The organism is Agrococcus jejuensis (assembly GCF_900099705.1).
GTDB lineage: Bacteria > Actinomycetota > Actinomycetes > Actinomycetales > Microbacteriaceae > Agrococcus > Agrococcus jejuensis.
Genome location: NZ_LT629695.1, coordinates 3,153,105 through 3,177,218, shown reverse-complemented (window position 1 = coordinate 3,177,218; position 24,114 = coordinate 3,153,105). Strand labels below are relative to the sequence as shown.

Annotated in this window: 25 protein-coding genes and 1 tRNA gene; 9 read left to right on the top strand and 17 right to left on the bottom strand. The window is 73.2% G+C overall.

From position 1 onward, the window contains the following. From BLQ67_RS15090 to clpX, 4 genes are read right to left on the bottom strand one after another with little or no spacing between them, the layout of a single operon-like run. The gene (locus BLQ67_RS15090; protein WP_092506420.1) at positions 1–2,079 is read right to left on the bottom strand and encodes an iron ABC transporter permease; all 2,079 of its coding nucleotides are present in this window, start codon (positions 2,077–2,079) and stop codon (positions 1–3) included. Further along, positions 2,076–3,050, bottom strand: coding sequence for an ABC transporter substrate-binding protein (locus BLQ67_RS15085; protein ID WP_092506418.1), 975 nt, complete (start codon positions 3,048–3,050; stop codon positions 2,076–2,078). Before BLQ67_RS15085 ends, BLQ67_RS15090 begins: the two co-directional genes overlap by 4 nt. Positions 3,051–3,105: 55 nt before the next feature. Continuing rightward, positions 3,106–3,915 carry an ABC transporter ATP-binding protein gene (locus tag BLQ67_RS15080; protein ID WP_269457089.1) on the bottom strand — a complete coding sequence of 270 codons (810 nt, stop codon included), beginning with the start codon at positions 3,913–3,915 and terminating at the stop codon, positions 3,106–3,108. A 56-nt stretch (positions 3,916–3,971) separates the two neighbouring features. After that, positions 3,972–5,249 (bottom strand): ATP-dependent Clp protease ATP-binding subunit ClpX, encoded by a 1,278-nt coding sequence (gene clpX, locus BLQ67_RS15075; RefSeq protein WP_092506416.1) that lies wholly within the window; start codon positions 5,247–5,249, stop codon positions 3,972–3,974. 114 nt (positions 5,250–5,363) lie between these two features. On the opposite strand from clpX, the gene BLQ67_RS16650 reads away from it, so the two are divergent. Continuing rightward, positions 5,364–6,080, top strand: a complete 717-nt coding sequence (locus tag BLQ67_RS16650) for a copper resistance CopC family protein (protein ID WP_172802352.1) — start codon at positions 5,364–5,366, stop codon at positions 6,078–6,080. Between the two features lie 77 nt (positions 6,081–6,157). Here the strand turns inward: BLQ67_RS16650 and BLQ67_RS15060 are convergent, their stop codons facing one another. From BLQ67_RS15060 to BLQ67_RS15045, 4 genes are all read right to left on the bottom strand, one after another. Beyond that, positions 6,158–6,820, bottom strand: a complete 663-nt coding sequence (locus BLQ67_RS15060; protein WP_092506412.1) for an ATP-dependent Clp protease proteolytic subunit — start codon at positions 6,818–6,820, stop codon at positions 6,158–6,160. Then, a complete protein-coding gene (locus BLQ67_RS15055) occupies positions 6,817–7,413 on the bottom strand; it encodes an ATP-dependent Clp protease proteolytic subunit (protein ID WP_092506410.1) in 597 nt (198 codons plus the stop codon). Before BLQ67_RS15055 ends, BLQ67_RS15060 begins: the two co-directional genes overlap by 4 nt. Before the next feature lie 125 nt (positions 7,414–7,538). Continuing rightward, on the bottom strand, positions 7,539–8,891 hold the full coding sequence (gene tig / locus BLQ67_RS15050) for a trigger factor (RefSeq protein ID WP_157674872.1): 1,353 nt from the start codon (positions 8,889–8,891) through the stop codon (positions 7,539–7,541). Between the two features lie 43 nt (positions 8,892–8,934). Continuing rightward, positions 8,935–9,009: transfer RNA gene (locus BLQ67_RS15045), tRNA-Pro, on the bottom strand. Between the two features lie 161 nt (positions 9,010–9,170). Between BLQ67_RS15045 and sigK the strand changes: the two genes are divergently transcribed. The 3 genes from sigK to BLQ67_RS15030 all read left to right on the top strand — a co-directional run bounded on the left by sigK (position 9,171) and on the right by BLQ67_RS15030 (position 11,324). Beyond that, the gene (gene sigK, locus BLQ67_RS15040) at positions 9,171–9,770 is read left to right on the top strand and encodes an ECF RNA polymerase sigma factor SigK (protein ID WP_092506406.1); all 600 of its coding nucleotides are present in this window, start codon (positions 9,171–9,173) and stop codon (positions 9,768–9,770) included. Continuing rightward, positions 9,770–10,567, top strand: a complete 798-nt coding sequence (locus BLQ67_RS15035) for an anti-sigma factor (RefSeq protein ID WP_092506404.1) — start codon at positions 9,770–9,772, stop codon at positions 10,565–10,567. Before sigK ends, BLQ67_RS15035 begins: the two co-directional genes overlap by 1 nt. A 97-nt stretch (positions 10,568–10,664) precedes the next feature. Further along, on the top strand, positions 10,665–11,324 hold the full coding sequence (locus BLQ67_RS15030) for a DUF6226 family protein (RefSeq protein WP_092506402.1): 660 nt from the start codon (positions 10,665–10,667) through the stop codon (positions 11,322–11,324). A gap of 19 nt (positions 11,325–11,343) precedes the next feature. On the opposite strand, the gene BLQ67_RS15025 is transcribed toward BLQ67_RS15030, so the two are convergent. After that, complete coding sequence (locus tag BLQ67_RS15025) at positions 11,344–12,801, bottom strand: HNH endonuclease signature motif containing protein (RefSeq protein WP_157674871.1); 1,458 nt, start codon at positions 12,799–12,801, stop codon at positions 11,344–11,346. Between the two features lie 323 nt (positions 12,802–13,124). On the opposite strand from BLQ67_RS15025, the gene BLQ67_RS15020 reads away from it, so the two are divergent. After that, on the top strand, positions 13,125–13,796 hold the full coding sequence (locus BLQ67_RS15020; protein ID WP_092506398.1) for a fasciclin domain-containing protein: 672 nt from the start codon (positions 13,125–13,127) through the stop codon (positions 13,794–13,796). Between the two features lie 176 nt (positions 13,797–13,972). Here the strand turns inward: BLQ67_RS15020 and moaA are convergent, their stop codons facing one another. The 5 genes from moaA to BLQ67_RS14995 form a co-directional block, all read right to left on the bottom strand. Then, on the bottom strand, positions 13,973–15,055 hold the full coding sequence (moaA, locus tag BLQ67_RS15015; RefSeq protein ID WP_092506396.1) for a GTP 3',8-cyclase MoaA: 1,083 nt from the start codon (positions 15,053–15,055) through the stop codon (positions 13,973–13,975). Positions 15,056–15,176: 121 nt separating this feature from the next. Beyond that, the gene (locus tag BLQ67_RS15010) at positions 15,177–16,292 is read right to left on the bottom strand and encodes a sulfate/molybdate ABC transporter ATP-binding protein (protein WP_092506394.1); all 1,116 of its coding nucleotides are present in this window, start codon (positions 16,290–16,292) and stop codon (positions 15,177–15,179) included. Continuing rightward, positions 16,268–17,089, bottom strand: coding sequence for an ABC transporter permease (locus BLQ67_RS15005; RefSeq protein WP_172802351.1), 822 nt, complete (start codon positions 17,087–17,089; stop codon positions 16,268–16,270). Before BLQ67_RS15005 ends, BLQ67_RS15010 begins: the two co-directional genes overlap by 25 nt. After that, positions 17,086–17,880, bottom strand: a complete 795-nt coding sequence (modA, locus tag BLQ67_RS15000; RefSeq protein ID WP_092506392.1) for a molybdate ABC transporter substrate-binding protein — start codon at positions 17,878–17,880, stop codon at positions 17,086–17,088. The genes BLQ67_RS15005 and modA overlap by 4 nt, the downstream gene beginning before the upstream one ends. A 3-nt stretch (positions 17,881–17,883) precedes the next feature. After that, positions 17,884–18,276 carry a TOBE domain-containing protein gene (locus BLQ67_RS14995; RefSeq protein WP_092506390.1) on the bottom strand — a complete coding sequence of 131 codons (393 nt, stop codon included), beginning with the start codon at positions 18,274–18,276 and terminating at the stop codon, positions 17,884–17,886. 111 nt (positions 18,277–18,387) lie between these two features. On the opposite strand from BLQ67_RS14995, the gene BLQ67_RS14990 reads away from it, so the two are divergent. From BLQ67_RS14990 to BLQ67_RS14975, 4 genes are read left to right on the top strand one after another with little or no spacing between them, the layout of a single operon-like run. Further along, positions 18,388–19,503, top strand: a complete 1,116-nt coding sequence (locus tag BLQ67_RS14990; protein ID WP_092506389.1) for a ThiF family adenylyltransferase — start codon at positions 18,388–18,390, stop codon at positions 19,501–19,503. Next, positions 19,500–20,732 (top strand): molybdopterin molybdotransferase MoeA, encoded by a 1,233-nt coding sequence (locus tag BLQ67_RS14985; protein WP_092506387.1) that lies wholly within the window; start codon positions 19,500–19,502, stop codon positions 20,730–20,732. Before BLQ67_RS14990 ends, BLQ67_RS14985 begins: the two co-directional genes overlap by 4 nt. After that, positions 20,729–21,208, top strand: a complete 480-nt coding sequence (gene moaC / locus BLQ67_RS14980) for a cyclic pyranopterin monophosphate synthase MoaC (RefSeq protein WP_092506385.1) — start codon at positions 20,729–20,731, stop codon at positions 21,206–21,208. Before BLQ67_RS14985 ends, moaC begins: the two co-directional genes overlap by 4 nt. Then, a complete protein-coding gene (locus tag BLQ67_RS14975) occupies positions 21,208–21,441 on the top strand; it encodes a MoaD/ThiS family protein (protein WP_092506383.1) in 234 nt (77 codons plus the stop codon). The genes moaC and BLQ67_RS14975 overlap by 1 nt, the downstream gene beginning before the upstream one ends. 27 nt (positions 21,442–21,468) lie before the next feature. Here the strand turns inward: BLQ67_RS14975 and BLQ67_RS14970 are convergent, their stop codons facing one another. From BLQ67_RS14970 to BLQ67_RS14960, 3 genes are read right to left on the bottom strand one after another with little or no spacing between them, the layout of a single operon-like run. After that, the gene (locus BLQ67_RS14970) at positions 21,469–21,894 is read right to left on the bottom strand and encodes a molybdenum cofactor biosynthesis protein MoaE (RefSeq protein WP_092506381.1); all 426 of its coding nucleotides are present in this window, start codon (positions 21,892–21,894) and stop codon (positions 21,469–21,471) included. Beyond that, positions 21,891–22,370, bottom strand: a complete 480-nt coding sequence (locus BLQ67_RS14965) for a MogA/MoaB family molybdenum cofactor biosynthesis protein (protein WP_092506380.1) — start codon at positions 22,368–22,370, stop codon at positions 21,891–21,893. Before BLQ67_RS14965 ends, BLQ67_RS14970 begins: the two co-directional genes overlap by 4 nt. 38 nt (positions 22,371–22,408) lie before the next feature. Then, positions 22,409–23,986, bottom strand: coding sequence for a molybdopterin-dependent oxidoreductase (locus BLQ67_RS14960; protein WP_092506378.1), 1,578 nt, complete (start codon positions 23,984–23,986; stop codon positions 22,409–22,411). Positions 23,987–24,114: the final 128 nt, after the last annotated feature.

The window sequence follows — 24,114 nt, the reverse complement described above, 5'->3', positions numbered from 1 at the left end:
CTACTGGGCGCGGCGCCGCGACTGCAGGACGAGCAGGATGAAGTACGGCACGCCGACGAGCGACGTCATGATGCCCGCGGGAAGCTGCTCGGGGTAGATGAGGCGACGGCCGAGCAGGTCGGCGACCCCCACGAGCGTCGCGCCGAGCAGGATCGCGAGCGGCACGAAGCGGTGGTGCGCCGACCCGACGAGCGCGCGGGCCGCATGCGGCGCGATGAGGCCGACGAACGCGACGACGCCGACGGCGGCGACGGCGGTGCCCGTGAGCAGCACCGCGAGCACGAGCGCGAGCAGCTGCACGTGCGACAGGCGCACCCCCAGCAGGCGCGGGGTGTCCTGGTCGAGCTGCACGAGGTCGAGGTCGTGGCGCATGCCCCAGGCGACGACGCCGCAGACGACGAGCGCGCCCAGCACGGGCAGCGAGTCCTCGAAGCCGCGGCCGTAGGTGCTGCCGCCGAGCCACGTGATGGCCTTCGCGGCGTTCCACGGGTCGGTCGTCGTGATGAGCATGCTCGTGAGCGCGCCGAACGCCGCGCTCACGCCGATGCCGGTGAGCACGAGCCGCAGCGCGCCGAGCATGCGCCAGCCGACGACGGCGAGCACGATGCCCGCCGCGACGATGCCGCCGGCGAGCGCCCCGCCGGCGATGAGCCAGCCGGATGCCGCCGATGACAGCGTGATGACGGTGATGGCGCCGAATCCTGCGCCGTTCGCGACGCCGAGCAGGTACGGGTCGGCGAGCGGGTTGCGGGCGACGGTCTGCACGAGCGAGCCCGCGAGGGCGAGGGCAGCGCCGGCGAGCACGCCCGCGACGACGCGCGGCGCGCCGGCGTCGAGCGCGATCGAGACCTGCCTGCCCGCCTGCCCCTGCAGCCAGTTCATGACGTCGCCGAGCAGCATCGGTCGGCCGCCGACGAGCAGCCCCGTGATCACGACGGCGAGCAGCGCGACGGCCGCGACGGCGATCGGGATCCACGCCCGGCGGAACGTCGAGCGCTCGCCGAGCGCCGACATCGGCTCCGCCTGGTTCGCGCCCGGCAGCGTGCGAGCGAGCACGACGAGGAAGACGGCGCCGACGATGCTCGTGACGACGCCCGTCGGCACGTCGAGCGACGCCCGGCCCTGCAGCACGGCGCGCAGCAGCACGTCGGCGACGAGCACGAGCGCCGCGCCCGCGAGCCCCGCGATGGGCAGCGCGAGGATGTGGCGGTGGAGGCCGGCGATGCGCGAGCCCGCGAGGCGGATCGCCGCCGGGGCTGCGAGGCCGACGAAGCCGATGGGGCCGGCGATCGCGACGGCGCTCGCTGCCAGCAGCACCGAGGCGACGAGGGTCGTGAGGCGCAGGGAGCGCACGCCGACGCCGAGCAGCGAGGCGGTGTCCTCGCCGAGCGCGAGGAGGTCGAGGCGCCTGGCGAGCACGAGCAGCACGGCGATGCCGCCGACGACGATCGGCAGCGCCTGCACGACGGTGCCGATGCCGTTCTGCGACAGCTGCCCGACGCCCCAGGCGAAGAGGCCGCGCGTCTGCTGCTCGGCGAGCAGGATCGTCACGGTCACGACGCTCTGCAGCGCGAGCGCGAGGGCGGTGCCGACGAGGATCATCCGCGTGCTCTGGCCCTTGCCGCGGCCGATCGCCACGACGATGGCGGCTGCGGCGATGCCGCCGACGAACGCGAGCGCAGCGCCGCCGAGGAAGGGCAGCGTGATGCCGAACGCCGCCGTGAGCCCGAGCGCCGCTGCGGCGCCCGCGTTGACAGCGAGGGTGTCGGGCGACGCGAGCGGGTTGCGCACGAGCGACTGCATCGCGTATCCGGCGACGCCGAGGGCGACGCCCACGACGAGCGCGGCGGCGAGGCGCGGTACACGGCCGTCCTGCAGGATCGCGTCGTGGCGCGCGTCGCCGAGCGCCCACGCGACGACGTCGGCGAGGCCGAGGGAGGTCGTGCCCTGCGACAGATGCCAGATCGACAGCGGCGCGATGAGCACGACGAGCGCGACCGCGAGCACGACGACGCCCGCGCCGGTGCGACGCGCGGGCGTCGCGGCCGGCGTCGGCGTGCTCGCGGTCGCGAGGGTCATGCCTGGACTGCCGCGACGAGCTCGTCGAGGTACGACGACACCGAGTGCACGCCGCCGAACAGCCAGATGCCGTCGGACAGGCGCGTGACGTGCCCCTGCTGCACGGCTGCGAGGCCCGTGTAGATGGCGTTCGACTGCAGCGCACCCGCGAAGACGTCGTCGTCGCCGACGGTCATGTAGACGAGGCGTGCATCGTCGGGCAGGTCGGTGAGGCCCTCGACGTCGGTGATGCCGAGGCCGTACTGCTCGTCGCCCTCGCCCGTGAAGGCGGTCGTGAAGCCGATGCGCTCCGCGGCGGCAGCGAGCAGCGAGCCGCGCTCGTAGGTGCGGATCTCGACCTGGCCGCCGTTCTCGTAGCCGTCGAGGTGGCCGATGGGCGTGCCGGCGAGACCCGCCTCCTCGACCGTCGACGTCAGCTCGTCGAGGTGCGTCTCGAACTCGGCGATCGCCGTCTCGGCCGCATCCTCGCGACCCGTCGCCTCGCCCACGAGGCGCAGGTCGGCGAGCATCGTGTCGAGCGGCGCCGACGCGTCGGCCGCCTGCAGGATCACGACGGGCGCGATGGCCTCCATCTGCTCGACCTGCTCGTCGGTGCCGCCTGCGACGCCGATGATGAGGTCGGGGGCGATCTCGGCGACGGCGTCGACGCTCGACTCGCCGCGCGTGCCGACGTCGACCGGGTCGCCCTCGAGCGGCGCGCCCGTGCCCGACCAGTCCTCGTAGCCCGAGACGTCGGCGACGCCCGCGAGCTCGAGACCCACGGTCTGCACGTGCTCGACGGCGACCCACTCGAGGGCGACGACGGACTCGACAGGGCCCTCGATCGTGACCTCGACGCCGCGAGCGTCGGTCACGGTGATGGACTCTCCCGATGCCGCGCCCTCCTCCTCGGGGGCCTCGGTCGTGCCGCAGCCTGCGAGCGCGATGGCGGCTGCGGCGGCGATCGCCGTGACGGCCAGGGTTCGACGCATGTCGGATCCTCTCTGCGGGCGCGCGACAGCGCACCCAGTCGGTGTCGTCGCCCGATCAGGCGGCGGCAGGGGTGCGCCGCGAGCGGCGCGCAGGGCGGACGTGCAGATGCCCGTCCTCGTCGGTGACGACGTCGATCGCGACGCCGTAGGCGGCGCTGAGCCGCTCGGCCGTGAGCACGTCTGCGGGCGCGCCCGCGGCGACGATGCGGCCGTCGACGAGCAGCACGGCGTCGTCGGCGACGTCGGCGGCCTGGTCGAGGTCGTGCAGCACGACGCCCACGGCGACGCCGTCGTCGGCGAGGTCGCGCACGATGTCGAGGATCTCGACCTGGAAGCGCAGGTCGAGGTACGTCGTGGGCTCGTCGAGCAGCACGATGCCCGTCTGCTGCGCGAGGCACGAGGCGAGCCACACGCGCTGGCGCTGGCCGCCCGAGAGCTCGGCGACCGGGCGGTCGGCGAGCTCGACGACGCCCGTCGCGGCGAGCGCACGGTCGACGACGCCGGGGCCCTCGGGGTCGCGGCGGCGCAGGCGGCCGCGATGCGGGAAGCGGCCGTACTCGACGACCTCGCGCACCGTCACGCCCGACGGGGTCGGGCGCGACTGCGACAGCATCGCGACGCGCTGCGCGAGCTGCCGCTCGCTGAGGTCGGCGGCCATGATGCCGTCGCCGTAGACGATCGCGCCGTCGGAGGGGCGGTGCAGGCTCGTGAGGCCGCGCAGCAGCGTGGACTTGCCGCTGCCGTTCGGGCCGACGAGCACCGTCACGCGGCCGGGCTCGAGCGTGATGGACGCGTCGTGCACGACGTCCTGCCTGCCGTAGGCGAGGCGGAGGTCGGTCGCGGAGAGGCGCTGCGGATCCGTCACGAGAGGTAAGGCTACCCTCACCTGCATGCCGGGCGCGACCACGCCCGCCTCACGAGTCAGGCCGAGAGCTGCTCGATGTCGTCGGCCGTGAGCATGACGGGCATCTCCCCCGCCGTCACCGACTCCTCGGTCACGATCACCCGAGCGACGCCCTCGTGCGACGGCACCTCGAACATGACGGGCGCGAGGATGTCCTCGAGGATCGCGCGCAGGCCGCGCGCACCCGTCTTGCGCAGCACCGCGAGGTCGGCGATCGCGTCGAGCGCGGCGGGCTCGAAGTCGAGGCGCACGCCGTCGAGCTCGAACATGCGCTGGTACTGCTTCACGAGCGCGTTCTTCGGCTCGCTGAGGATGTCGACGAGCGCAGCCCGGTCGAGCGGCGAGACCGTGGCGATGACGGGCAGTCGACCGATGAACTCGGGGATGAGCCCGAACTTGTGGAGATCCTCGGGCAGCACCTCGCTGAAGATGTCGAGGTCCGCCTTCGCCGACGAGATCTCGGCGCCGAAGCCGATGCCGCGCTTGCCGGCGCGCCCCGCGATGATGTCCTCGAGGCCCGCGAACGCACCGGCGACGATGAACAGCACGTTCGACGTGTCGATCTGGATGAACTCAGAGTTCGGGTGCTTGCGGCCGCCCTGCGGCGGCACCGACGCGACCGTGCCCTCGAGGATCTTCAGCAGCGCCTGCTGCACGCCCTCGCCCGACACGTCGCGCGTGATCGACGGGTTCTCGGCCTTGCGGGCGACCTTGTCGATCTCGTCGATGAAGATGATGCCGGTCTCGGCGCGCTTCACGTCGTAGTCGGCTGCCTGGATGAGCTTCAGGAGGATGTTCTCGACGTCCTCGCCGACGTAGCCGGCCTCGGTGAGCGCCGTCGCGTCGGCGACGGCGAACGGCACGTCGAGCCTGCGGGCGAGCGTCGACGCGAGGTACGACTTGCCGCAGCCGGTGGGGCCCACCATGAGGATGTTCGACTTCTGCAGCTCGACCTGCTCGCGCGCCACCTCGGCGCTCGACAGCGACTGCATGGCCTGCACGCGCTTGTAGTGGTTGTAGACCGCGACCGACAGCGAGCGCTTCGCGGGCCGCTGGCCGACGACGTACTCCTCGAGGAAGTCGAAGATCTCCTTCGGCTTCGGCAGCGGCATGTCGTTCTCGGGTGCCGTCTCGCCTGCCTCGGCGAGCCGCTCCTCGATGATCTCGTTGCACAGCTCGACGCACTCGTCGCAGATGTACACGGCAGGGCCGGCGATGAGCTGCTGCACCTGCTTCTGGCTCTTGCCGCAGAAGGAGCACTTGAGCAGGTCACCGCTCTCTCCGAGTCGTGCCATGGCACCGCTCCTTCCCCATCGGTGCCACAGAGCCTAGCGTCGCGCGCTGACAGGAACGTGCAGCGTGACGCGTGGCGTCGAGAACCGGTGCATCCGCGCGGCTACCGTGGAGGCGTGATCCAGACCCTCGCGCTCGCGGCCGCCGCCGCATCCCTCGTGCTGCCGCTGCCCGCCCACGCCTCGATCGTCGACACGAACCCGCAGGACGGCGCGACGATCACGACGCTGCCGGAGACGTTCACCGTGACGGCGAGCGAGGACGTGCTCGCCGTCGAGGGCTCGACGTCGAACGTCATCCTCATCACCGACCAGGCCGGCCTCTACTACGGCGACGGCTGCACCACCGCCTCGGGCCCGACGCTCTCGACGGCAGCCACGCTCGGCGAGGCGGGCGTCTACACGATGCGCTACGGCCTCGTCTCGGCCGACGGCCACCCGATCGAGGGCGTCGTCGACTTCGCGTGGCAGCCCGGCGACGACGCCGCAGCCGTGCCCGGCCAGTCCTCCGCGCCGACGTGCGGGGCGACGACGCCCAGCGAGACGCCGACGCCCGAGCCGACGGCCGAGCCCACCGAGTCCGCGGAGCCGACCGCGAGCTCCGAGCCGCCGTCGTCGAGCACCGCGCCGTCGACGGCCCCGACGGGCGCTCCCGAGGAGGGCGACGGCGAGGGCGGCCTGCCCGCGCTCGCGTACGTCGGCATCGGCATCGCCCTGCTCGCCGCCGTCGCCGGCGTCATCATCGCCACGTACCGCCGTGGGCTGCGCAAGGAGCTCAGCGACCGCGACGAGCCGCAGGATCCCGACGAGCCCCGGGACCCCGACGCGCGCTGACCCGCTGCGCCCGTCGCGCCGCGCATGACGAAGGCCCCCACCCGATCGGGTGGGGGCCTTCGTGCGTGGCCTTCGGCTCAGCCCAGCAGCGCGGGCTGCGTCTTGCGCGACGTCAGCACCTGGTCGATGAGGCCGTACTCCAGCGCCTCCTCGGCCGAGAGGAACGTGTCGCGCTCGATGTCCTTCGACACCTGCTCGACGTCCTTCTTCGTGTGCGACGCGAGCGTCTGCTCGAGCCACGAGCGCATCCGCAGCACCTCGCGGGCCTGGATCTCGATGTCCGAGGCCTGGCCGCGCGACGCATCCGACGTCGACGGCTGGTGGATGAGGATGCGCGCGTTCGGCAGCGCGAGGCGCTTGCCGGGCTCGCCGGCGCCGAGCAGCACGGCGGCGGCGGACGCCGCCTGGCCGAGGCACACCGTCTGCACCTGCGGACGGATGTACTGCATCGTGTCGTAGATCGCCGTCATGGCCGTGAACGAGCCGCCGGGCGAGTTGATGTACATGACGATGTCGCGCTCGGGGTCCTGCGACTCCAGCACGAGCAGCTGCGCCATGATGTCGTCGGCAGACGCGTCGTCGACCTGCACGCCGAGGAAGATGATGCGGTCCTCGAACAGCTTGTTGTACGGGTCCTGGCGCTTGAAGCCGTAGGGCGTGCGCTCCTCGAACTGCGGCAGGATGTAGCGCGACTGCGGCAGCGCGAGCGACTGCCCGCCCGCCTCGAAGGTCGGGGTCATCGGTTCTCCTCCTGATCGGTGCCGCCGCCGCCCGCGACGTCGGTCGCCGACTCGCGGAGGTGGTCGACGAAGCCGTACTCCAGCGCCTCCTGCGCCGTGAACCAGCGGTCGCGGTCGCCGTCGGCGTTGACCTGCTCGACCGTCTTGCCGGTGCGCTCGGCCGTGATCTCGGCGAGGCGGCGCTTCATGTCGAGGATGAGCTGCGCCTGCGTCTGGATGTCGGACGAGGTGCCGCCGAAGCCGCCGTGCGGCTGGTGCAGCAGCACGCGCGCGTTCGGCGTGATGTAGCGCTTGCCGATCGTGCCGGACGTGAGCAGCAGCTGCCCCATCGAGGCGGCCATGCCGATGCCGACGGTGACGATGTCGTTCGGCACGAACTGCATCGTGTCGTAGATCGCCATGCCCGCGGTGACCGAGCCGCCGGGCGAGTTGATGTAGAGGTAGATGTCCTTGTTCGGATCCTCGGCTGCGAGCAGCAGGATCTTCGCGCAGATCTCGTTCGCGTTGTCGTCGCGCACGTCCTCGCCGAGCCAGATGATGCGATCGCGCAGCAGCCGGTCGAAGACAGTGGGCGGGAAGCCGGTTTCAGCCACGTCATGCTCCTTCGGTCGGGATCAACCCTATGGGGGTGCAACGCACGCGCCGGGCCCTGTTCGCCGCAGGCGTGCGGGGACGACGAAGGGGCCCGACCGCATGCGGTCGGGCCCCTTCGATCGGATCAGTCCTGCGCCTCGGCGGCGATGCGCGCCTCGGCCTGACGGATGGCGGCCTCGACGTCGCTCTCGGTCGTCTCGGGCTCCGTCTGCGTGAACTCGGACAGGTCGACGACGGCGCCGTCGGTGTCCTTGACCTCGACCTGGCCGAGGGCCCAGGTGAGTGCCTTGCCGCGCAGCAGGTCGGCGAGGATCGTCGGCAGCTGGCCGTTCTGCTGCAGGATCTCGACGAGCTCCTGCGGCGCCATCTGGTACTGCTGCGCCATCTGCATGACGTACTGCGAGAGCTCGGTCTGCGAGACCTGCAGGTCCTGCTCCTCGGCGATGCGGTCGAAGAGGATGCCCGAGCGGATCTGCTTCTGCGTCTCCTCGGTCACCTCGGCGCGGTGCACGTCGTCCTCGAGGCGGTTCTCGCCCTCGAGGTGGCGGTGCACCTCGTCCTCGACGGCCTGCGTCGGCACGGGGATCTCGGCGTCGGCCACGAGGGCCTCCTGCAGCGCCGCACGAGCGTCCTGCGCCTGGCGCAGCGTCTCGCGACGGGCGACGTTCGTCGACAGGTCGTCGCGCAGCTCGGCGATGGTGTCGAACTGGCTCGCCATCTGGGCGAAGTCGTCGTCGGCGGCCGGCAGCTCGCGCTCCTTGACGGCCGTGACCGACACGGCGACCTCGGCGTCGGCACCTGCGTGCTCGCCGCCGACGAGCGTCGACGTGAACGTGGTGTCCTCGCCGGCCGTCAGGGTCTCGACGGCGTCGTCGATGCCGTCGAGCAGCTCGCCCGAGCCGACCTCGTACGACACGCCCGCGGCGCGGTCGACCTCTGCACCGTCGATGGTGGCGACGAGGTCGAGGGTCACGAAGTCGCCCTTGGCAGCGGGACGGTCGACCGTCACGAGCGTGCCGAAGCGCGAGCGCAGCGTGTCGAGCTCGGCGTCGATCGCCTCGTCGCCGATCGCGACGGGCGAGACCTCGACCGTGCGGCCCTCGAGGGCGGGCATGTCGAACTCGGGGCGCACGTCGACCTCGATCTCGAGCACGAGGTCGCCGGAGTAGTCCTTGGCCTCGGGCCACGTGGCGATGTCGGCGCTCGGGCGACCGAGGGGCTTGATGCCCGACTCGGCGACGCCGGCGCGGTAGTGCTCGTCGATCGACTCGGACACGGCCTGGCTCAGCACCTGGTCGCGACCGATGCGCTGGTCGATGATCGCCGCGGGGACCTTGCCCTTGCGGAAGCCGGGGATCTGGATCTGCTCCGCGATCTCCTTGTAGGCGGCGTCGATGGCGGGACGCAGCTCCTCGGGCGTCACCGCGATGGTGAGCTTCGCGCGCGTGGGCTCGAGCTGCTCGACCGTGGTCTTCACGTGGTCGTCTCCTGGATTCGGATTCGGGTGGTTCTTGTGGGGGTCGGGGCGGCGGGATTCGAACCCGCGGCCTCCCGCTCCCAAAGCGGGTGCTCTAGCCAGGCTGAGCTACGCCCCGTGGGCGCCCAGCCCTGGCAGAGGCGCACCGAGCGAGTCTAGCCCAACCGGGCGTGTCCCCCGTTGGAGACTGGCAATCCGTCTCGGGAGGGGTTCCGAAGCACACTCGTGACGACGATCGCAACGCCGTGGCACCGACCGGTGTCTCGGAGCCCACGTGGGATGCTGGTACATGTGCCAGCAGTCCCTGAGTCGAGCCCTGTGACGCCTACGAGGCGTGCGACCGACGTCGACGATGCGCTCGTGCGCGTCGCCGGCGGCGATCGCGAGGCATTTGCGGTCGTGTACGACGCGCTGTCGGCACGAGTCTTCGGACTCGTGCTGCGCGTGCTCGTCGATCGCTCGCAGGCGGAGGAGGTGACCCAGGAGGTGTTCGTGGACATGTGGCGCAAGGCCAAGACGTTCGACCCTGCCCGGGGCTCCTCGGTCGGGTGGGCGCTCGCGCTCGCGCATTCGAAGGCGGTCGACCGCGTGCGGTCGTCGCAGGCGCAGCGCGACCGCGACGAGCGCATCGGCATCCGCGACTCCGTGGCGCCGTTCGACGTCGTCAGCGAGTCCGCAGACGTGAAGGTCGAGGGTGCTCGCGTTCGCGAGGCGCTCGCGACGCTGACCGAGGCGCATCGCGAGGCGATCGTGCTCGCCTACTACGGCGGGCTCACGCAGACCGAGATCGCCGAGCGGCTGGAGACGCCGCTCGGGACCGTGAAGACGAGACTGCGAGACGGCATGATCCGTCTCCGCGCGGCATTGGGGGTGTCGTGATGATGAAGCACCGTGAAGACATCGCGGCTCGGGCGCTCGATGCGCTCGAGACCGAGGAGCGTCGACGATTCGACGCAGAGGCGGACGAGGCGACGCTCGCCGAGCTGGCCGACATGCAGCAGACCGCGGCGGCACTCGCCGATGCGGTCGCCGTGGCGCCGCCTGCGGATCTGCGTGCCCGCATCTTCGAGCAGGTCGCTGCGACCGAGCAGCTGACGGCCGAGGAGACGACGCCCGTGCTGGCCGCCGTCGAGTCGGACGACACGGTCGACGCCGAGACGCTCGACGACCGCGAGCCCGCGCTCGTTGGCGGCGGCTCGACGGTCGCCGGTCCGCGCGAGCTCGCGGCGCGCCGTCGCTGGTTCCAGCGTCCCGGCTCGCTGCTGGGCGCTGCCGCGGCAGCGGTCGTGCTGCTCGTGGGCGGCATCGGCATCGGCCAGGCCATCCGCACGCCCGACCCGGTGTCGGCGCTCGTGCACGCCGCCGACGTGCGCACGCAGACGGCGTCGCTCGCCGACGGGTCGCGCGCCACGCTCATGTGGTCCGACGAGCAGGGTGAGGCGGCGTTCGTCTTCCAGGGGCTGTCGCAACTCGAGGCCGAGCAGGTCTACCAGGCGTGGTTCATGCCCGCCGACGGCGACCCGATCCCGGCCGGCACGTTCGCGGGCGGCGACGGCAGCGTCGTGCACGCGCTCGACGGCACGCTCGAGGAGGGCGACGGCGTCGCCATCACCGTCGAGCCCGAGGGCGGCTCGGAGCAGCCGACCACGCAGCCGCTGCTCGTGATGCTCACCTAGCAGCCGCGCTCAGCGACGCACAGATCCGACGCCCCCGGTCCTCGCCGACCGGGGGCGTCGTCGTGCAGGAGTGGAGCCTCGACTGCGACCATGTGACATGCCCTACGCCCGCCCTGCCCTCGACGTGCCGCGGATCGTGGACGCCGAGGGCGTGCCCATCCCGTTCGGCGAGCGCTGGGGCATGGATGCGCCGCCGGAGGACGCGTACTCGGTCGATGCGCACCCCGAGCGGTTCGCTCCGCTGCATGCGATCGCCGACGCGCTCGTCGTGCACCTCGCCGCGACGTACGAAGCGAGCGTCGTGGATGCGCTCGACGACGCACGGTCGTGGTTCGCGGGCGGCGGGCCGGATGTGCTTCGAGCGGTGCACCTCGAGCCGGCCGCACGCGATGCGGCGCCGATCGCGATCGCGTGGAGCGACTACCCCGGCATCCTCGTGCGCGCGGGTGCAGCGCACGGCGGGCACTACCCGGTGTGCGGGTGCGAGGCGTGTGACGAGCCGTGGGAGCGAGCCGCCGACGACCTCGAGCAGCTCGTGCTCGCCGTCGCCGAGGGTCGACTGCAGGAGTCGATGGATCGCGGCATCGGGTACGCGATCGAGGACGCCACGGGCGCCGAGGTCGCGAGCGGCTGGGGCTCGGCGACGGGCCCTGACGTGGCTCGACGGCGCGCGGCTCGGGCGCGCCTCGCAGCACGCGCCGGCGATCGGTGGCTGCCGTGGCCTCCTCGCACGGTTGGGAGCGACTCGGCGGTGTGATCGACCGCGACCGCGGCGGTCATGTGCGCATCGGTGCTCTCGTGCGGGGACGGCGCGGGTACGAGGAGGTGACGCGCCACCGGCGCTGACGGGTGCGGGGACATCGCTGGCGCGGTGGCGCGGGCGGCTCGTGCGCGTCGGCATCCGGTGCGGGCTCGATCGTGAGCGCACCACGGTGCACCTCGGTGTGGTGGTGCTGGCAGAGCAGGATGCCGTTGTCGACGTCGGTATGGCCGCCGTGGGACCAGAGAGCGATGTGATGCGTCTCGCACCAGCCGGGTGGGGCGGTGCAGCCCGGGGCTCGGCAGTGGCGGTCGCGCGCGACGATCGCGCGACGCTGCGACTTCGTGAAGAGTCGTTGCCTGCGTCCCATGCGCAGCGGATGCCCCTGCTCGTCCTGCACGACCGTCTGCACGAACGCATCGCACAGGTACCGGGCAGCGATCGACACGGGCACGGTGTCGCCGGTGCGGGACAGGGTCGGGAGGTCGTCGAGCGTCGTCGCGGGCTCACCGCGGAGCACGCCGGCCGCGACCGTGATGGTGAGCGTCGGAGCCTCGCCGCAGACGCGCGGTGCCGACGACTCGGCGTGGCGGCTGACGATCGCCACGAACGCGTCGAGGCGCTTCTGGCCCATGCTGCGGTCGTCGACGGGCTGCTCGACGGGGCTGCCGTCGGCGTCGAGCGCGGGCACGTCTGCCGTGGGCTCGTCGGTCGCGCCGCAGGCGTCGTCGAAGGTGACGCGGCGAGGCTTGACCTCGGCGTCGAAGCACGCCGCGATCACCTCGCCCTGCTCGGCGGTGGCCAGGAACTCGCCCTTCCACATGCCATCGCGTCGCCGCCCCATGCGCAGGAAGCGGTCGGCGAGCTGCTGCTCGAACCGCGGCTCGTCGCCGTCCGGGTCGATGTGGTCGAGGCACCGCTTCGCGAGCAGCGCGAGCGTCTCAGGCACGGCCGGCTCGACGTCGTCGACGTGCGTGCCGCAGCCGACCGCGACGAGGAGCCGCTCGGCCTCCTCGACGTCCTCCACCGACGCACGACCGCCATCGCGGTCCAGGCCCGACGTGATCGCGTGCGCCTGCGGCACGGACAGCCACCCCTGCGCGAGCGCATCGGCGACCGACGGGTACCGGACCGGGATCGATCCACCCGAGATCGCGACGGCCTCGCTCGTGGCGGCAGCGACGGCGCAGAGCCGCTTCGCCTCCGACCAACGGACGCCGATCTTCGACTGCAGCATCCGCTCGACCGACCCGTAGCCGGCACGACGCACCAACGACTCGTCCGCCGGGCGGTGCTCCGACCTCGCGGCGGCCTCCGCAGCAGCCCGCACCATCGCGGCATCCAGCGCGCGAATGCGAGCGGCGAGCTCGTCGATCGAGACGAGCAGCTCGGCATCCGGCAGCGACGAGAAGGCGATCTCGCGGGCGATCAGGCCATCGACGACTCCCGTCTCGACCTGCCCCTGATCGCGCATCCCGTCACCGCCTTCCGATGCATCCAGGATACCATCGATTCGAACATATGTTCGAAGCATCTGGCGGGTGTGGAGAACGCGATGGAGCCGGCACTCGGGAGGCGAGGACGCATAGGCCAAGCACGACGGGGACGCGAGGACAGGAGGCATCCCCGCCGTGCATCAGTCCTTCGGAGCCCGACGCACCGAGGATGGATCCCGCGCGCGAACGCAGACGGACCCCGGATCATTCCAATCCATGTCGCCGTGCGTGACGAAGCCTTCACAGCCCCGGCGAACGTCGGGAGACCGTTCCAGTGATGGACAGTGGAAGGAGAGCTGTGATGCTCACCCGTAGGAACCCGCTCACCGCAGGACTCGTGCTGGCAGGCGTCGCGACGTTCGCGCTCGTCGGCTGCTCGACCGGCACCTCCGACAGCGGCTCGTCCGAGTCGTCGGCCCCCGAGACCTCGGCCTCGGAGGCTCCTGAGACGTCGGCCGCGGCCGACCCCGCAGCGAACCTCGTCGGCTCCGGCTGCGCCGCGTACGCGGAGGCAGTGCCGGACGGCTCCGGCTCGGTCGAGGGCATGGCCCAGGACCCGGTCGCGGTCGCGGCCTCCAACAACCCGCTCCTCACGACGCTCACGGCGGCCGTGTCGGGTGGCCTGAACCCCGACGTCAACCTCGTGGACACGCTCAACGGCGACGAGTTCACCGTCTTCGCTCCGGTCGACGACGCCTTCGCGGCGCTGCCGGCTGACACGGTCGCTGCGCTGCAGACGCCCGAGGGTGCTGCGACGCTGACCTCGGTGCTGACGTACCACGTCATCCCCGGCCAGATCGCTCCCGACGACATCGACGGCGAGCACACCACGGTCAACGGCGCGACCCTCACGGTCGAGGGCTCGGGCGACAACATCACGGTGAACGGCACCGCGGCAGTCATCTGCGGCGGCGTCCAGACGGCGAACGCGACCGTCTACCTCATCGACTCGGTGCTGATGCCCCCGATGTGATCGGGCACCCGATCCTCGGATCGGTTCGGATCGATCGTCAGATCGACACGGGAGATGCGACGGGGTCGGCCTTCGGGCCGGCCCCGTCGTTCGTGCGTGCGGCGGCATCCGCGGGCGGCCGAAGGGCAGGCGGATGCCGTCCTCGCGTGGCAAGGACGGGCGGGGATGCGCGCGGCTCAGCCGCCGATGGCGTTCATGCCACGCGCGGGCTGCAGGAAGCCCGGGTCGTCGATGGCATGGCCGGGCAGCTTGCCGCGGATGCAGGCGCGCAGCACGGCGTCGATCGCCGCGTCGGTGGACGCGTCGCCGCGCAGCACCGGCAGCAGGTCGTACTCGCTCGTCGAGAACAGGCAGTTGCGCAGCTGGCCGTCGGCCGTGAGACGCAGACGGTCGCAGTCACCGCAGAACGGGGCCGTGACCGAGGCGATGACGCCAACGGTGCAGGGCTCGCCGTCGCTCGTCGTCTCCCCCGCGAGCGTCCAGCGCTCCGCGGGAGCACCGCCGCGGCCGGGCACGGGCTCGAGGTCCCAGCGCGCCGAGAGCGTCTCGAGGATCTCCTCGCGCGTCACCATCGTCGCGCGATCCCACGTGTGGCCGGCGTCGAGCGGCATCTGCTCGATGAAGCGCAGCTGCGCGTCGTGCGCGATCGCGAACGCGACGAGGTCGACGAGCTCGTCGTCGTTGACGCCGCGCATGGCGACGGCGTTGAGCTTGAGCGGACGCAGTCCCGACGCGCGCGCGGCCTCGATGCCCTCGAGCACGTCGTCGAGCCGATCGCGTCGCGTGAGCGTCGCGAACCGCTCGCGATCGATGGTGTCGATCGAGATGTTGAGGCGGCGCAGCCCCGCGTCGACGAGCGACGGCAGCAGCTCCTTGAGGCGGATGCCGTTCGTCGTCATCGCCACGTGCAGCGGCTCGCCGTCGACGCCGCGGATGCGCGCGAGCCGGTCGACGACCTCGACGATGTCGGGGCGCAGCAGCGGCTCGCCGCCCGTGAGCCGCAGCGTCGTGATGCCCGCGGCGGCCGCGACGCGCGCGACGCGCTCGATCTCGTCGAGCGTGAGGATGCTCGTACGGGCGAGCCACTCCATGCCCTGCTCGGGCATGCAGTAGGTGCAGCGCAGCGAGCAGCGGTCGGTGAGCGAGATGCGCAGGTCGCGGTGCACGCGGCCGAAGCCGTCGACGAGCGGTCCGGAGGCGCCCTCGTCGCCGGGCAGGATGCTGGGGCGACGCCCGATCGAGACCGGCGTCGCCGTCACGGGCGGCGCTCCTGTTGCATCCTCCGACGCTACTGGCCGAGTCGCATGGCGACGAGAGGCTGGCGGGGCTTCCGCCGATGGCAGAACCGGCAATCCGGTCGCCCGGTCGTTCCGCAGCGCGTCACGCCGCGAGGAGCCGCACCGCCCGCGGGTCGACCGACAACGTCACGGCGACGCCGGGCGCGAGACCCAGGTCGGCAGCGTGCGAGACGGCGAGCTCGGCCGACACGAGCTGGCCGTGGGCATCCGCCACGACGCGGACGCCGCCGAGCGTCGCCTCGAGCCGCGCGACGCGCGCAGGCCACGCGGACGCATCGTCGGCGGAGGCGTCGACCCTCGTCCGCACGTCCACTGCCGAGGGCGCGAACACCGCCACGAGCGGCTGCCCCTCCTGCACGGCAGCGTCGACGCGCGCCCCGTCGACCGCGGGCAGCGCGACGTCGCCCGCGGCCGACGCCCATCCTCCGCCGCGCGCGACGCCCTCGAGGCGGTTCACGCCGGCGATCGCGGCGGCGAAGCGCGTCGCGGGTGCCCCGAGGACCACTCGCACCGCGCCTTGCTGCACGATCCGCCCGCCCTCCACGACGACGAGCCGGTCGGCGAGCGTCACGGCGTCGATCGCGTCGTGCGTCACGACGACGGTCGTGCTGCCCGTCGCACGCACCTGCTCGGCGAGCACCGAGCGGATGTCGGCGGCCGTCTCGGGGTCGAGCGACGTCAGCGGCTCGTCGAGCAGCAGCGCCTGCGGCGCCGCCGCGAGGGCGCGAGCGAGCGCGACGCGCTGCTGCTGCCCGCCGGACAGCCGATCGGGCCGTCGGTCTCCAGCCCCTCCGAGCCCGACGCGCTCGAGCCACGTCGCGGCATCCGCCCTCGCCCGTGCGCCGCGACTGCCGCCGACGTGCAGCGCGAACGCCACGTTCTCGAGCGCCGTGAGGTGCGGGAAGAGCCGCGGGTCCTGGCCGAGCAGCACGACGCCGCGGTGCATGGGCGCGACGTGCCCGCGCCGCGTCCCGTCGTCGAGCACCGCGTCGCCCAGGCGGATGCGACCGCCCGTCGGGCGCACGAGCCCCGCGAGCGCGCCGAGCAGCGTCGACTTGCCTGCGCCGCTCGGTCCCATGACCGCGACGACCTCGCCCGCGTCGACGCGGATCGCCGCGTCGAGCGTGAACTCGCGCCGCGCCACGACGACGTGCGCGTCGAGCGCCGCCGCCGTCATCGCGCGGCTCCCGGACGCCACGCGCGCACGAGCAGCAGCACCGCGACCGAGGTGGCGAGCAGCAGCAGCGACAGCGCGACCGCCGTGCCCTGCGAGACGCCCGCGCCGTTGAACGCCGTGTAGATGGCGAGCGGCATCGTCTGCGTCGTGCCCGGTGCGTTGCCTGCGAAGAGCGCCGTCGCGCCGAACTCGCCGATCGCGCGGGCGAAGCAGAGGATGACGCCGGCGACGAGGCCGGGCGCCGCGAGCGGCAGGGTGATGCGCAGCAGGATGCGCCAGCGACCAGCACCGAGCGCCGCCGCCGCCTGCTCGTAGCCGACGCCGACCGACCGCAGCGACCCCTCGACCGCGAGCACGAGGAAGGGCAGCGCGACGAACGTCTGCGCGAGCACGACGGCGGGCGTCGAGAACGGGATGCGGATGCCCCACTCGGCGAGCAGCGGGCCGAGCCAGCCCGTGCGGCCGAACAGGAAGAGCAGCGCGACGCCGCCGACCATGGGTGGCAGCACGAGCGGCACCGTCACGACCGCGCGCAGCAGCGCCGCCACGCGGTCGCCGGATCGTGCGATGCAGAGGGCGATGGGCACGCCCAGCACGACGCACAGCAGCGTCGCGACGAGCCCGGTCTGCAGCGAGAGCCCGAGCGCCGAGAGCGCGGCGGGCGCCGTGACGTCGGCGACGAGCGTCGACCACTCGACGCGTCCGACGAGCGCGAGCAGCGGCACGACGAGCAGGGCGAGGCCGAGCGCGGCCGGGACGAGCAGCACCTGCGGCACGAAGCCGCGCGGCACGCTCGCGTCGCGCTCGGCGCGACTCACGGTGCGCCGAAGCCGAGCTCGGCGAGCACGGCCTGGCCCTCGTCGCTGCGCACGAACTCGACGAACGCGGCAGCCGCATCCGGGTTGGCCGCGTCGTCGAGCGCGACGAGCGGGTAGGTGTTCACGACGGCGTCGGCGCCCTCCGTCTCGACGGTCTCGACGTCGTCGGTCGTGGCGGCGTCGGTCACGTAGACGAGGCCCGCGTCGGCCTCGCCCGTCGCGACCTTCGTGAGCACGGCCGTGACGTTCTGCTCGGCGCTGTCGATGGCCGCCGTGACGCCCGCGGCCTCGAGCAGGCGCTCGGAGGCGGCGCCGCAGGGCACCTCGGGCGCGCAGAGCACGACCGTGAGGTCGGGGTCGGCGAGGTCCTCGAGCCCCTCCACACCGCCGGGGTTGCCCGCGGGCACGACGAGCACGAGCGTGTTCGTCGCGAACGCCTGCGGGTCGGCGGCGAGGCCCGCGTCGACGACGCGCTGCATGTTCGCCTCGTCGGCCGAGGCGAACACGTCGACGGGCGCGCCCTCCTCGATCTGGGTCGCGAGCGTCGACGACCCGTCGTAGGTGATGGGCTGCACGTCGACGCCGGGGTGCAGCGCCTCGAACTCGACGGCGAGCTCGTCGAACGCGGCGGTGAGCGACGCGGCGGCGAAGATCGTGAGCTCGCCAGAGAGGCCATCGTCGGATGCGGCCGGCTCGGTGGAGCCGTCGGGCGCCGCGTCGCCGCTGGCGCAGCCGGCGAGCACGAGGGCAGCGAGGGCGATGCCTGCCGAGGAGAGTCGGGAGATGCGCATGGGTCAGCCCTTCGGTGCTTCGACGATGACGGTGGTGGCCTTCACGATTGCGACGGCCAGGGATCCTGGGGCGAGCGCGAGCTCGTCGACGGCCTCCGCCGACATGAGCGACACCACGCGGTGCGGGCCGGCCTGGATGTCGACCTGCGCCATGACGCCGTCGCGCTGCACGCGCGTCACGAGGCCCACGAACCGATTGCGGGCGCTCGAGAGCGTCGACGACGGATCGTCGGCGGCCTTCGCGAGCTCGACGGCGTGCGCCGCGAGCGCCGCGCCGGGGATGCGCGCGGGGCTGTCGCCGGTCGTCGGCAGCGTGCCGTGGTCGATCCAACGGCGCACGGTGTCGTCGCTCACGCCGAGCAGTCGGGCGGCCTCGGCGACGCGGAACGTGTCCATGGTTCGTGAGCGTATCCGCATGCACGGGGTTCGGAGCCGTCGAACTCCGCGATTGCGGCGATCTCCGGCGCGTCCCTCGGCCCGCAGCGACCGCGGCCTAGCCTGGGCAGCATGCCGTTCCCCCCGTTGGTCGAGCCGGTCGAGCACCTCAGCGCCGAGGAGCAGCTGCGCACGGCCAGGCACGCCGTGCTCGCCGGGTTCGGCGAGGTCGGGCAGCGCAGGCTCGCCGCGGCGCACGTGGCGGTCGTCGGCGCCGGCGGGCTCGGCTCCCCCGTCGTCCTCGCGCTCGCCGCCGCAGGCGTGGGCACGATCACGATCCTCGACGACGACGTCGTCGAGGCGTCGAACCTGCAGCGCCAGGTGCTGCACCGACTCGCCGACGTCGGCCGGCCGAAGGTCGACTCCGCCGTGCGCGCCGCCGCCGACCTCTCGCCCGAGACGCGGGTGGAGGCCGTGCGCCGCCGCGTCGACGCCGACTCGGCCGCGACGCTGCTCGCCGGCGCCGACGTCGTGGTCGACGGCACCGACACGTTCGCGACGCGCGCGGCGGTCGCCGCCGCGTGCGAGCGGCTGGGCGTGCCGCTCGTCTGGGGCGTCGTGCAGGAGTTCCACGCGCAGGTCACCGTGCTGTGGTCCGCCCCGCCCGTCGACGCGTCGCCCGTGACGCTCGCCGACCTCTACCCGCCGGACACCGTGGGCGAGGTGCCGACGTGCGCGCAGGTGGGCGTGCTCGGCGCGCTGTGCCTGCAGGTGGGCGGCCTCATGGCGCTCGAGGCCGTCAAGCTCGTGACGGGCATCGGCGAGCCGCTGCTGGGCCGCGTCGCCGTGATCGACGCGCTGCGTGCACGCCAGACCGAGGTGCCGCTGCGCGCGGCCGGCGCCACGCCCGCGGCGACGCCGACGACGCCCGCGCCCGTGCCGCACCTCACGCCCGCCGACGCGGCGACGGCGCGCGCCGCGGGCGCCACGATCCTCGACGTGCGCGAGCCGCACGAGACCGCCGCGGGCAGCATCCCCGGCTCCGTGCTGCTGCCGCTCGACACCCTGCTCGCCGACCCCGCCGCCGTCGGCGACGGCCCGGTCGTCGTCGTGTGCCAGCGCGGCGCGAGGGCGCTGCAGGCGGCGCGCGCGCTGCGCGACCTCGGCGTCGAGGCATCCGTGCTCGCGGGCGGCATCGAAGCACTGCGGCCCGACGACGCCCTGCGACCCGAGGAGGACCCGGCATGAGCGCGATGCGTTCCGTGGAGGAGCAGCTCGCCGAGGTGCTCGCCGCCGTCGCACCGCTCCCCGCCGAGACGGTCGCGATCGCGGAGGCGCACGGCCGCGTGCTGCACGCACCCGTGCTCGCCGCCAACGACATCCCCGCGTTCGACAACTCCGCGATGGACGGCTTCGCCGTGCGCTTCGCCGACGTCGCGACGGCGAGCCAGGATGCGCCCGTGACGCTCGCCGTCGTCGCCGACCTCCCCGCGGGCAGCCCCGACGACCCGCGGCTCGCGGCCGGGCAGGCGGCGCGCATCATGACGGGCTCCGCCGTGCCCGCCGACGCCGACGCCATCGTGCCCTTCGAGGACACCGTCGGCGGGCTCGCCGACTCGCTCGGCACGACGACCGTCGTCGCGGCTCCCGCCGCGGCCGGCGTCTTCGTGCGCCGCGGCGGCCAGGATGCGCGCCGCGGCGACGAGGTGCTCGCGGCGGGCACATGGATGGGCCCGCTGCAGTGCTCCGCCGCTGCGGCCTCGGGCGTCGACGTCGTCGTCGTCTCGCGGGCGCCGCGCGTCGCGATCGTCTCGACCGGCTCCGAGCTCGTCGAGCCCGGCACGCCGCTGCGCCGCGGGCAGATCCCCGACTCCAACGGCATCCTGCTCGCTGCCCTCGCGACCGACGCGGGCGCGATCGTCGTGCACCGGGGGTCGATCGACGACGAGGGGTCGTCGCTGCATGCGCTGCTCGCCGACCTCGAGTCCGTCGACGCGATCGTCTTCTCGGGCGGCGTCAGCGCGGGCGCGTACGAGGTCGTGCGCACCGAGCTCGCCGCAGCGATGGCGTTCGTGCGCGTCGCGATGCAGCCCGGCAAGCCGCAGGGCTTCGGGCGCCTGCCCGACGGGACGCTGCTCTTCGGGCTGCCGGGCAACCCCGTGAGCTCGGCCGTGTCGTTCGAGACGTTCGTGCGACCGGCGCTCCTGGCGATGCAGGGCCGCGTCGGCGGCGAGCGCGCGCGCATCGTGCTCCCCGCATCCGCCGCGTGGCGGACGCCTCCCGGACGCCGTCAATACCTGCCTGCGGCGATCGACCGCTCGGATCCCGCACGCTGGACGGTCGCGCCCGCGACGGCAGGCGGATCCGGCTCGCACATGGCCGGCGGGCTCGGACGTGCGGAGGCGTACGCGATCGTGCCCGCAGATGTCGAGGCCGTCGCGGTCGGCGACCTCGTCGATGTCATGCTGGTCGCATGAGCCTCACGCACCTCGATGCCGCGGGCCACGCCCGCATGGTCGACGTCACGGCGAAGCAGCCCACCGTGCGCTCGGCGACCGCACGCGGCTTCGTACGCTGCTCCCCCGCCGTCATCGCGACGCTGCGCGACGGCACCGCGCCGAAGGGCGACGTGCTCGCCGTCGCGCGCATCGCCGGCATCCAGGCCGCGAAGCACACGGCGACGCTGCTGCCGCTCGCGCACGTGATCGGCGTGCACGGCGCCGTCGTCGACCTCGAGATCGTCGACGAGGGCGTCGAGGTCGCGGCGACGGTGCGCACGGCCGACCGCACGGGCGTCGAGATGGAGGCGCTCACGGCCGTGTCGGTCGCGGCCCTCGCGATCGTCGACATGGTGAAGGGCATGGATCGCTCGACGTCGATCGAGCGTCTGCGCATCACCGCCAAGGAGGGCGGCCGCTCCGGCTCGTGGACGCGCGAGGACGACGAGGCCTGATGGCGCGCGTGCGCTACTTCGCCGCGGCCGAGGAGCTCGCCGGCACCGCGAGCGAGCAGCGGCACGAGCCGACGCTCGGGGCGCTGCGCGCAGCGCTGGCGTCCGAGCGTCCCGGCCTCGGCGGCATCCTGCCGCGCTGCGCCGTGCTGGTGGATGGCGCGCGCGTCGGCGACGAGACGCCGCTCGCCGACGACGTGCTCGTCGACGTGCTGCCGCCCTTCGCGGGCGGGTGACGGCCCGGCGCTGACGCCCGGGTCGACTCAGCCGCCGATGCCCTTCCACGCCGTCGTGCCATCGGCCTCGATCTGGCGCTTCCACACCGGCAGGTCGGTCTTGATCGTCTCGATCACGGCACGGCACACCTCGAAGGCCTCCGCGCGGTGCGGCGACGACACGGCGATGACGACGGCGACGTCGCCCACGCCGAGCCTGCCGATGCGGTGGCTCACGGCGACGCTCGCCTGCGTGTCGCCGATCGCACGCTCGGCGATGGCCCGCAGCGTCGCCTCAGCGTCGGGATGCGCCGAGTACTCGAGGCCGACGACGGCACCTGCGGCATCGGGGTCGTGGTCGCGCACGCGACCGACGAACGACGTCGTCGCGCCCGCGGTGGGCTGGTCGACGGCGTCGAGGTGGGCCGCGACGTCGAGCGGCGCGTCGACGACGCGGGCGACGGGCACGCTCACGGGTGGTCGGCGCCGTCGAGCTGGTGCACGACGTGCGCCGCGACCGACAGCACGACGGGCATGCCCGTGGTCACGGCGTTCGGCGACCCCGGCAGGTTGACGACGAGGGCGCCCTGCGCGATGCCCGCGAGGCCGCGCGAGAGCATGCCCTGCGGCAGCTCGGCGGTGCCGATGCGGCGCAGCTCCTCGGCGATCCCCGGCACGTGCGTCTCGAGCACGAGCGCCGTGCCCTCCGGCGTCTCGTCGCGCGGCGCGAGCCCCGTGCCACCCGTCGTCACGACGACGCGAGCGCCCGCGGCGATCGCCGTGCGCAGCGCATCCGCCACGCTCTCGGCGCCGTCGGGCACGATCGTGGCGTCGGGGCAGTCGAAGCCGGCCGCGCGGAACGCCTCGACGGCGATCGGGCCGCCCGCGTCGCGGCGAGCGCCGCTCGCGGAGCGGTCGGAGACGGTGATGACGGCGACGGTGGTCGGCATGCGCTCACCCTACGCGGCGACGGCGCGGGGCGCGCCGGTCATCCGGTGACCGTGATGAGCGGACGGTGCCAGCCGGCCGAGCCGTCGGGCGCGATGGGTGCGCGCTCCTCGATCTGCGTCTCGCCCGCCTTGTTCACGGCGCGCACGGCGATGTAGTGCGTGCCGGGCTCCGCCTGCCACTCGAGGAACCACTGCACCCACGTGTCGTCGTTGACGGCCGTCGAGAGCGTCGCCTGCTGCCAGTCGCCGTCGTCGATGCTCACCTCGACGCGGTCGATGCCCACCGTCTGCGCCCACGCCATGCCCGCGATCGGCACCGTGCCGGCCGTGACGGGCGTGCCCGACTTCGGGGTGTCGACGCGCGACGAGAACTTGATGGGCGCCTCGGCGCTGTAGCCGCGCGGCGTCCAGTACGCCTCATCGTCGGCGAACGTCGTGACCGTGAGCTCGGTGACCCACTTCGTGGCCGAGACGTAGCCGTAGAGGCCGGGCACGACCATGCGCACGGGGAAGCCGTGCTCGAGCGGCAGCGGCTCTCCGTTCATGGCGATCGCGAGGATCGCGTCGCGGTTCTCGTCGGTCACGGCCTCGAGCGGCGTGCTGGCCGTGTAGCCGTCGACGCTCGTCGACAGCACCATGTCGGCGCCGTCCTGCACGCCCGCCATCGCGAGCACGTCGCGGATGGGCACGCCGAGCCACTTCGCGTTGCCGACGAGGCCGCCGCCGACCTCGTTCGACACGCACGTGAGCGTGATGGCGTACTCGTCGACCCCCATGTCGAGGAGGTCCTGGAACGTCAGCTCGACGCGCTCATCGACCATGCCGTCGATCACGAGCGTCCACGTCTCGGGGTCGACCTCGGGCACCGTGAGCGCCGTGTCGACGCGGTAGAAGTCCTCGTTGGGGGTGAAGAGCGGCGACACGCCCTCGACGTCGAGCTCTGCGCCGTCGGGGATCGTGACGGTGCTGTTCGGCGTCGGCAGCTGCAGCGCGTCGCGGATGGCCTCGAGCGACGCCGTCGCCGCGGACGTGACGCGCGCGCCGACGCCGACCGCGATGGCCGCGACGCTCGAGATGCCGGCGATGAGGAAGAACTGGCGACGGTCGACCGCGGAGCCGGGCGTCGAACGCTGCGATCCGGTGCCCGCGCCGTCGCGCCATGCGCGCAGGCGACGAGCGAGGATGAGGAGCAGGACGGCACCCGCGATCGCGCCGACGACCGGTGGAAGGAAGCCGAGCGGCGAGCCGCCCGTGCGTGTCACGGTGGCCGCCGTCGCGAGGGCGCCCGCCAGCAGCACGACGGCGACGCCGAGCGGAGGCCGGATGAGCTGCAGCCCGCCGCCGAGCGCGGAGGCGATGACGACCGCGAGGCCGAGGCTGCCGAGCAGCACGACCTTGTCGTCCTCGCCGAACGTCGCGATCGCGAACTCCTTGAGGGGCTGCGGCACGATGTCGATGACGAACGAGCCCACCGCGAGGATCGGGCTCGCCGTGCGCGCGAACAGGCACGCGATCAGCTCGGCGACGCCGAGGAAGACCGCGCCGCTCGCGACGCCCATGAGTGCCGCCCAGGCGATGAAGCGCTTGCCCTCGATGCCGCTGCCGTGCCTCGCCATGATGTGCCGCCTCCCTGCCGCTGTCGGCCCTTCGAAGGGTTCGGAGCCGCGCGACGAACGGATGCGGCCATCGTGCACCTCGGCGCCGGCCCTGGGTGCTCGCGACACGTGCTCCGTCACAACTGAAC

Coding starts and splice junctions, on each gene's coding strand:
- BLQ67_RS15090 (WP_092506420.1), bottom strand. CDS start 2,079: ATGACCCTCGCGACCGCGAGCACGCCGACGCCGGCCGCGACGCCCGCG.
- BLQ67_RS14960 (WP_092506378.1), bottom strand. CDS start 23,986: ATGGCGAGGCACGGCAGCGGCATCGAGGGCAAGCGCTTCATCGCCTGG.
- BLQ67_RS15025 (WP_157674871.1), bottom strand. CDS start 12,801: ATGCGCGATCAGGGGCAGGTCGAGACGGGAGTCGTCGATGGCCTGATC.
- modA (WP_092506392.1), bottom strand. CDS start 17,880: ATGCGCATCTCCCGACTCTCCTCGGCAGGCATCGCCCTCGCTGCCCTC.
- BLQ67_RS15030 (WP_092506402.1), top strand. CDS start 10,665: ATGCCCTACGCCCGCCCTGCCCTCGACGTGCCGCGGATCGTGGACGCC.
- BLQ67_RS14990 (WP_092506389.1), top strand. CDS start 18,388: ATGCCGTTCCCCCCGTTGGTCGAGCCGGTCGAGCACCTCAGCGCCGAG.
- BLQ67_RS14975 (WP_092506383.1), top strand. CDS start 21,208: ATGGCGCGCGTGCGCTACTTCGCCGCGGCCGAGGAGCTCGCCGGCACC.
- BLQ67_RS14985 (WP_092506387.1), top strand. CDS start 19,500: ATGAGCGCGATGCGTTCCGTGGAGGAGCAGCTCGCCGAGGTGCTCGCC.
- BLQ67_RS15020 (WP_092506398.1), top strand. CDS start 13,125: ATGCTCACCCGTAGGAACCCGCTCACCGCAGGACTCGTGCTGGCAGGC.
- BLQ67_RS15085 (WP_092506418.1), bottom strand. CDS start 3,050: ATGCGTCGAACCCTGGCCGTCACGGCGATCGCCGCCGCAGCCGCCATC.
- sigK (WP_092506406.1), top strand. CDS start 9,171: ATGCTGGTACATGTGCCAGCAGTCCCTGAGTCGAGCCCTGTGACGCCT.
- BLQ67_RS14965 (WP_092506380.1), bottom strand. CDS start 22,370: ATGCCGACCACCGTCGCCGTCATCACCGTCTCCGACCGCTCCGCGAGC.
- BLQ67_RS15035 (WP_092506404.1), top strand. CDS start 9,770: ATGATGAAGCACCGTGAAGACATCGCGGCTCGGGCGCTCGATGCGCTC.
- BLQ67_RS14995 (WP_092506390.1), bottom strand. CDS start 18,276: ATGGACACGTTCCGCGTCGCCGAGGCCGCCCGACTGCTCGGCGTGAGC.
- moaC (WP_092506385.1), top strand. CDS start 20,729: ATGAGCCTCACGCACCTCGATGCCGCGGGCCACGCCCGCATGGTCGAC.
- BLQ67_RS15060 (WP_092506412.1), bottom strand. CDS start 6,820: ATGACCCCGACCTTCGAGGCGGGCGGGCAGTCGCTCGCGCTGCCGCAG.
- clpX (WP_092506416.1), bottom strand. CDS start 5,249: ATGGCACGACTCGGAGAGAGCGGTGACCTGCTCAAGTGCTCCTTCTGC.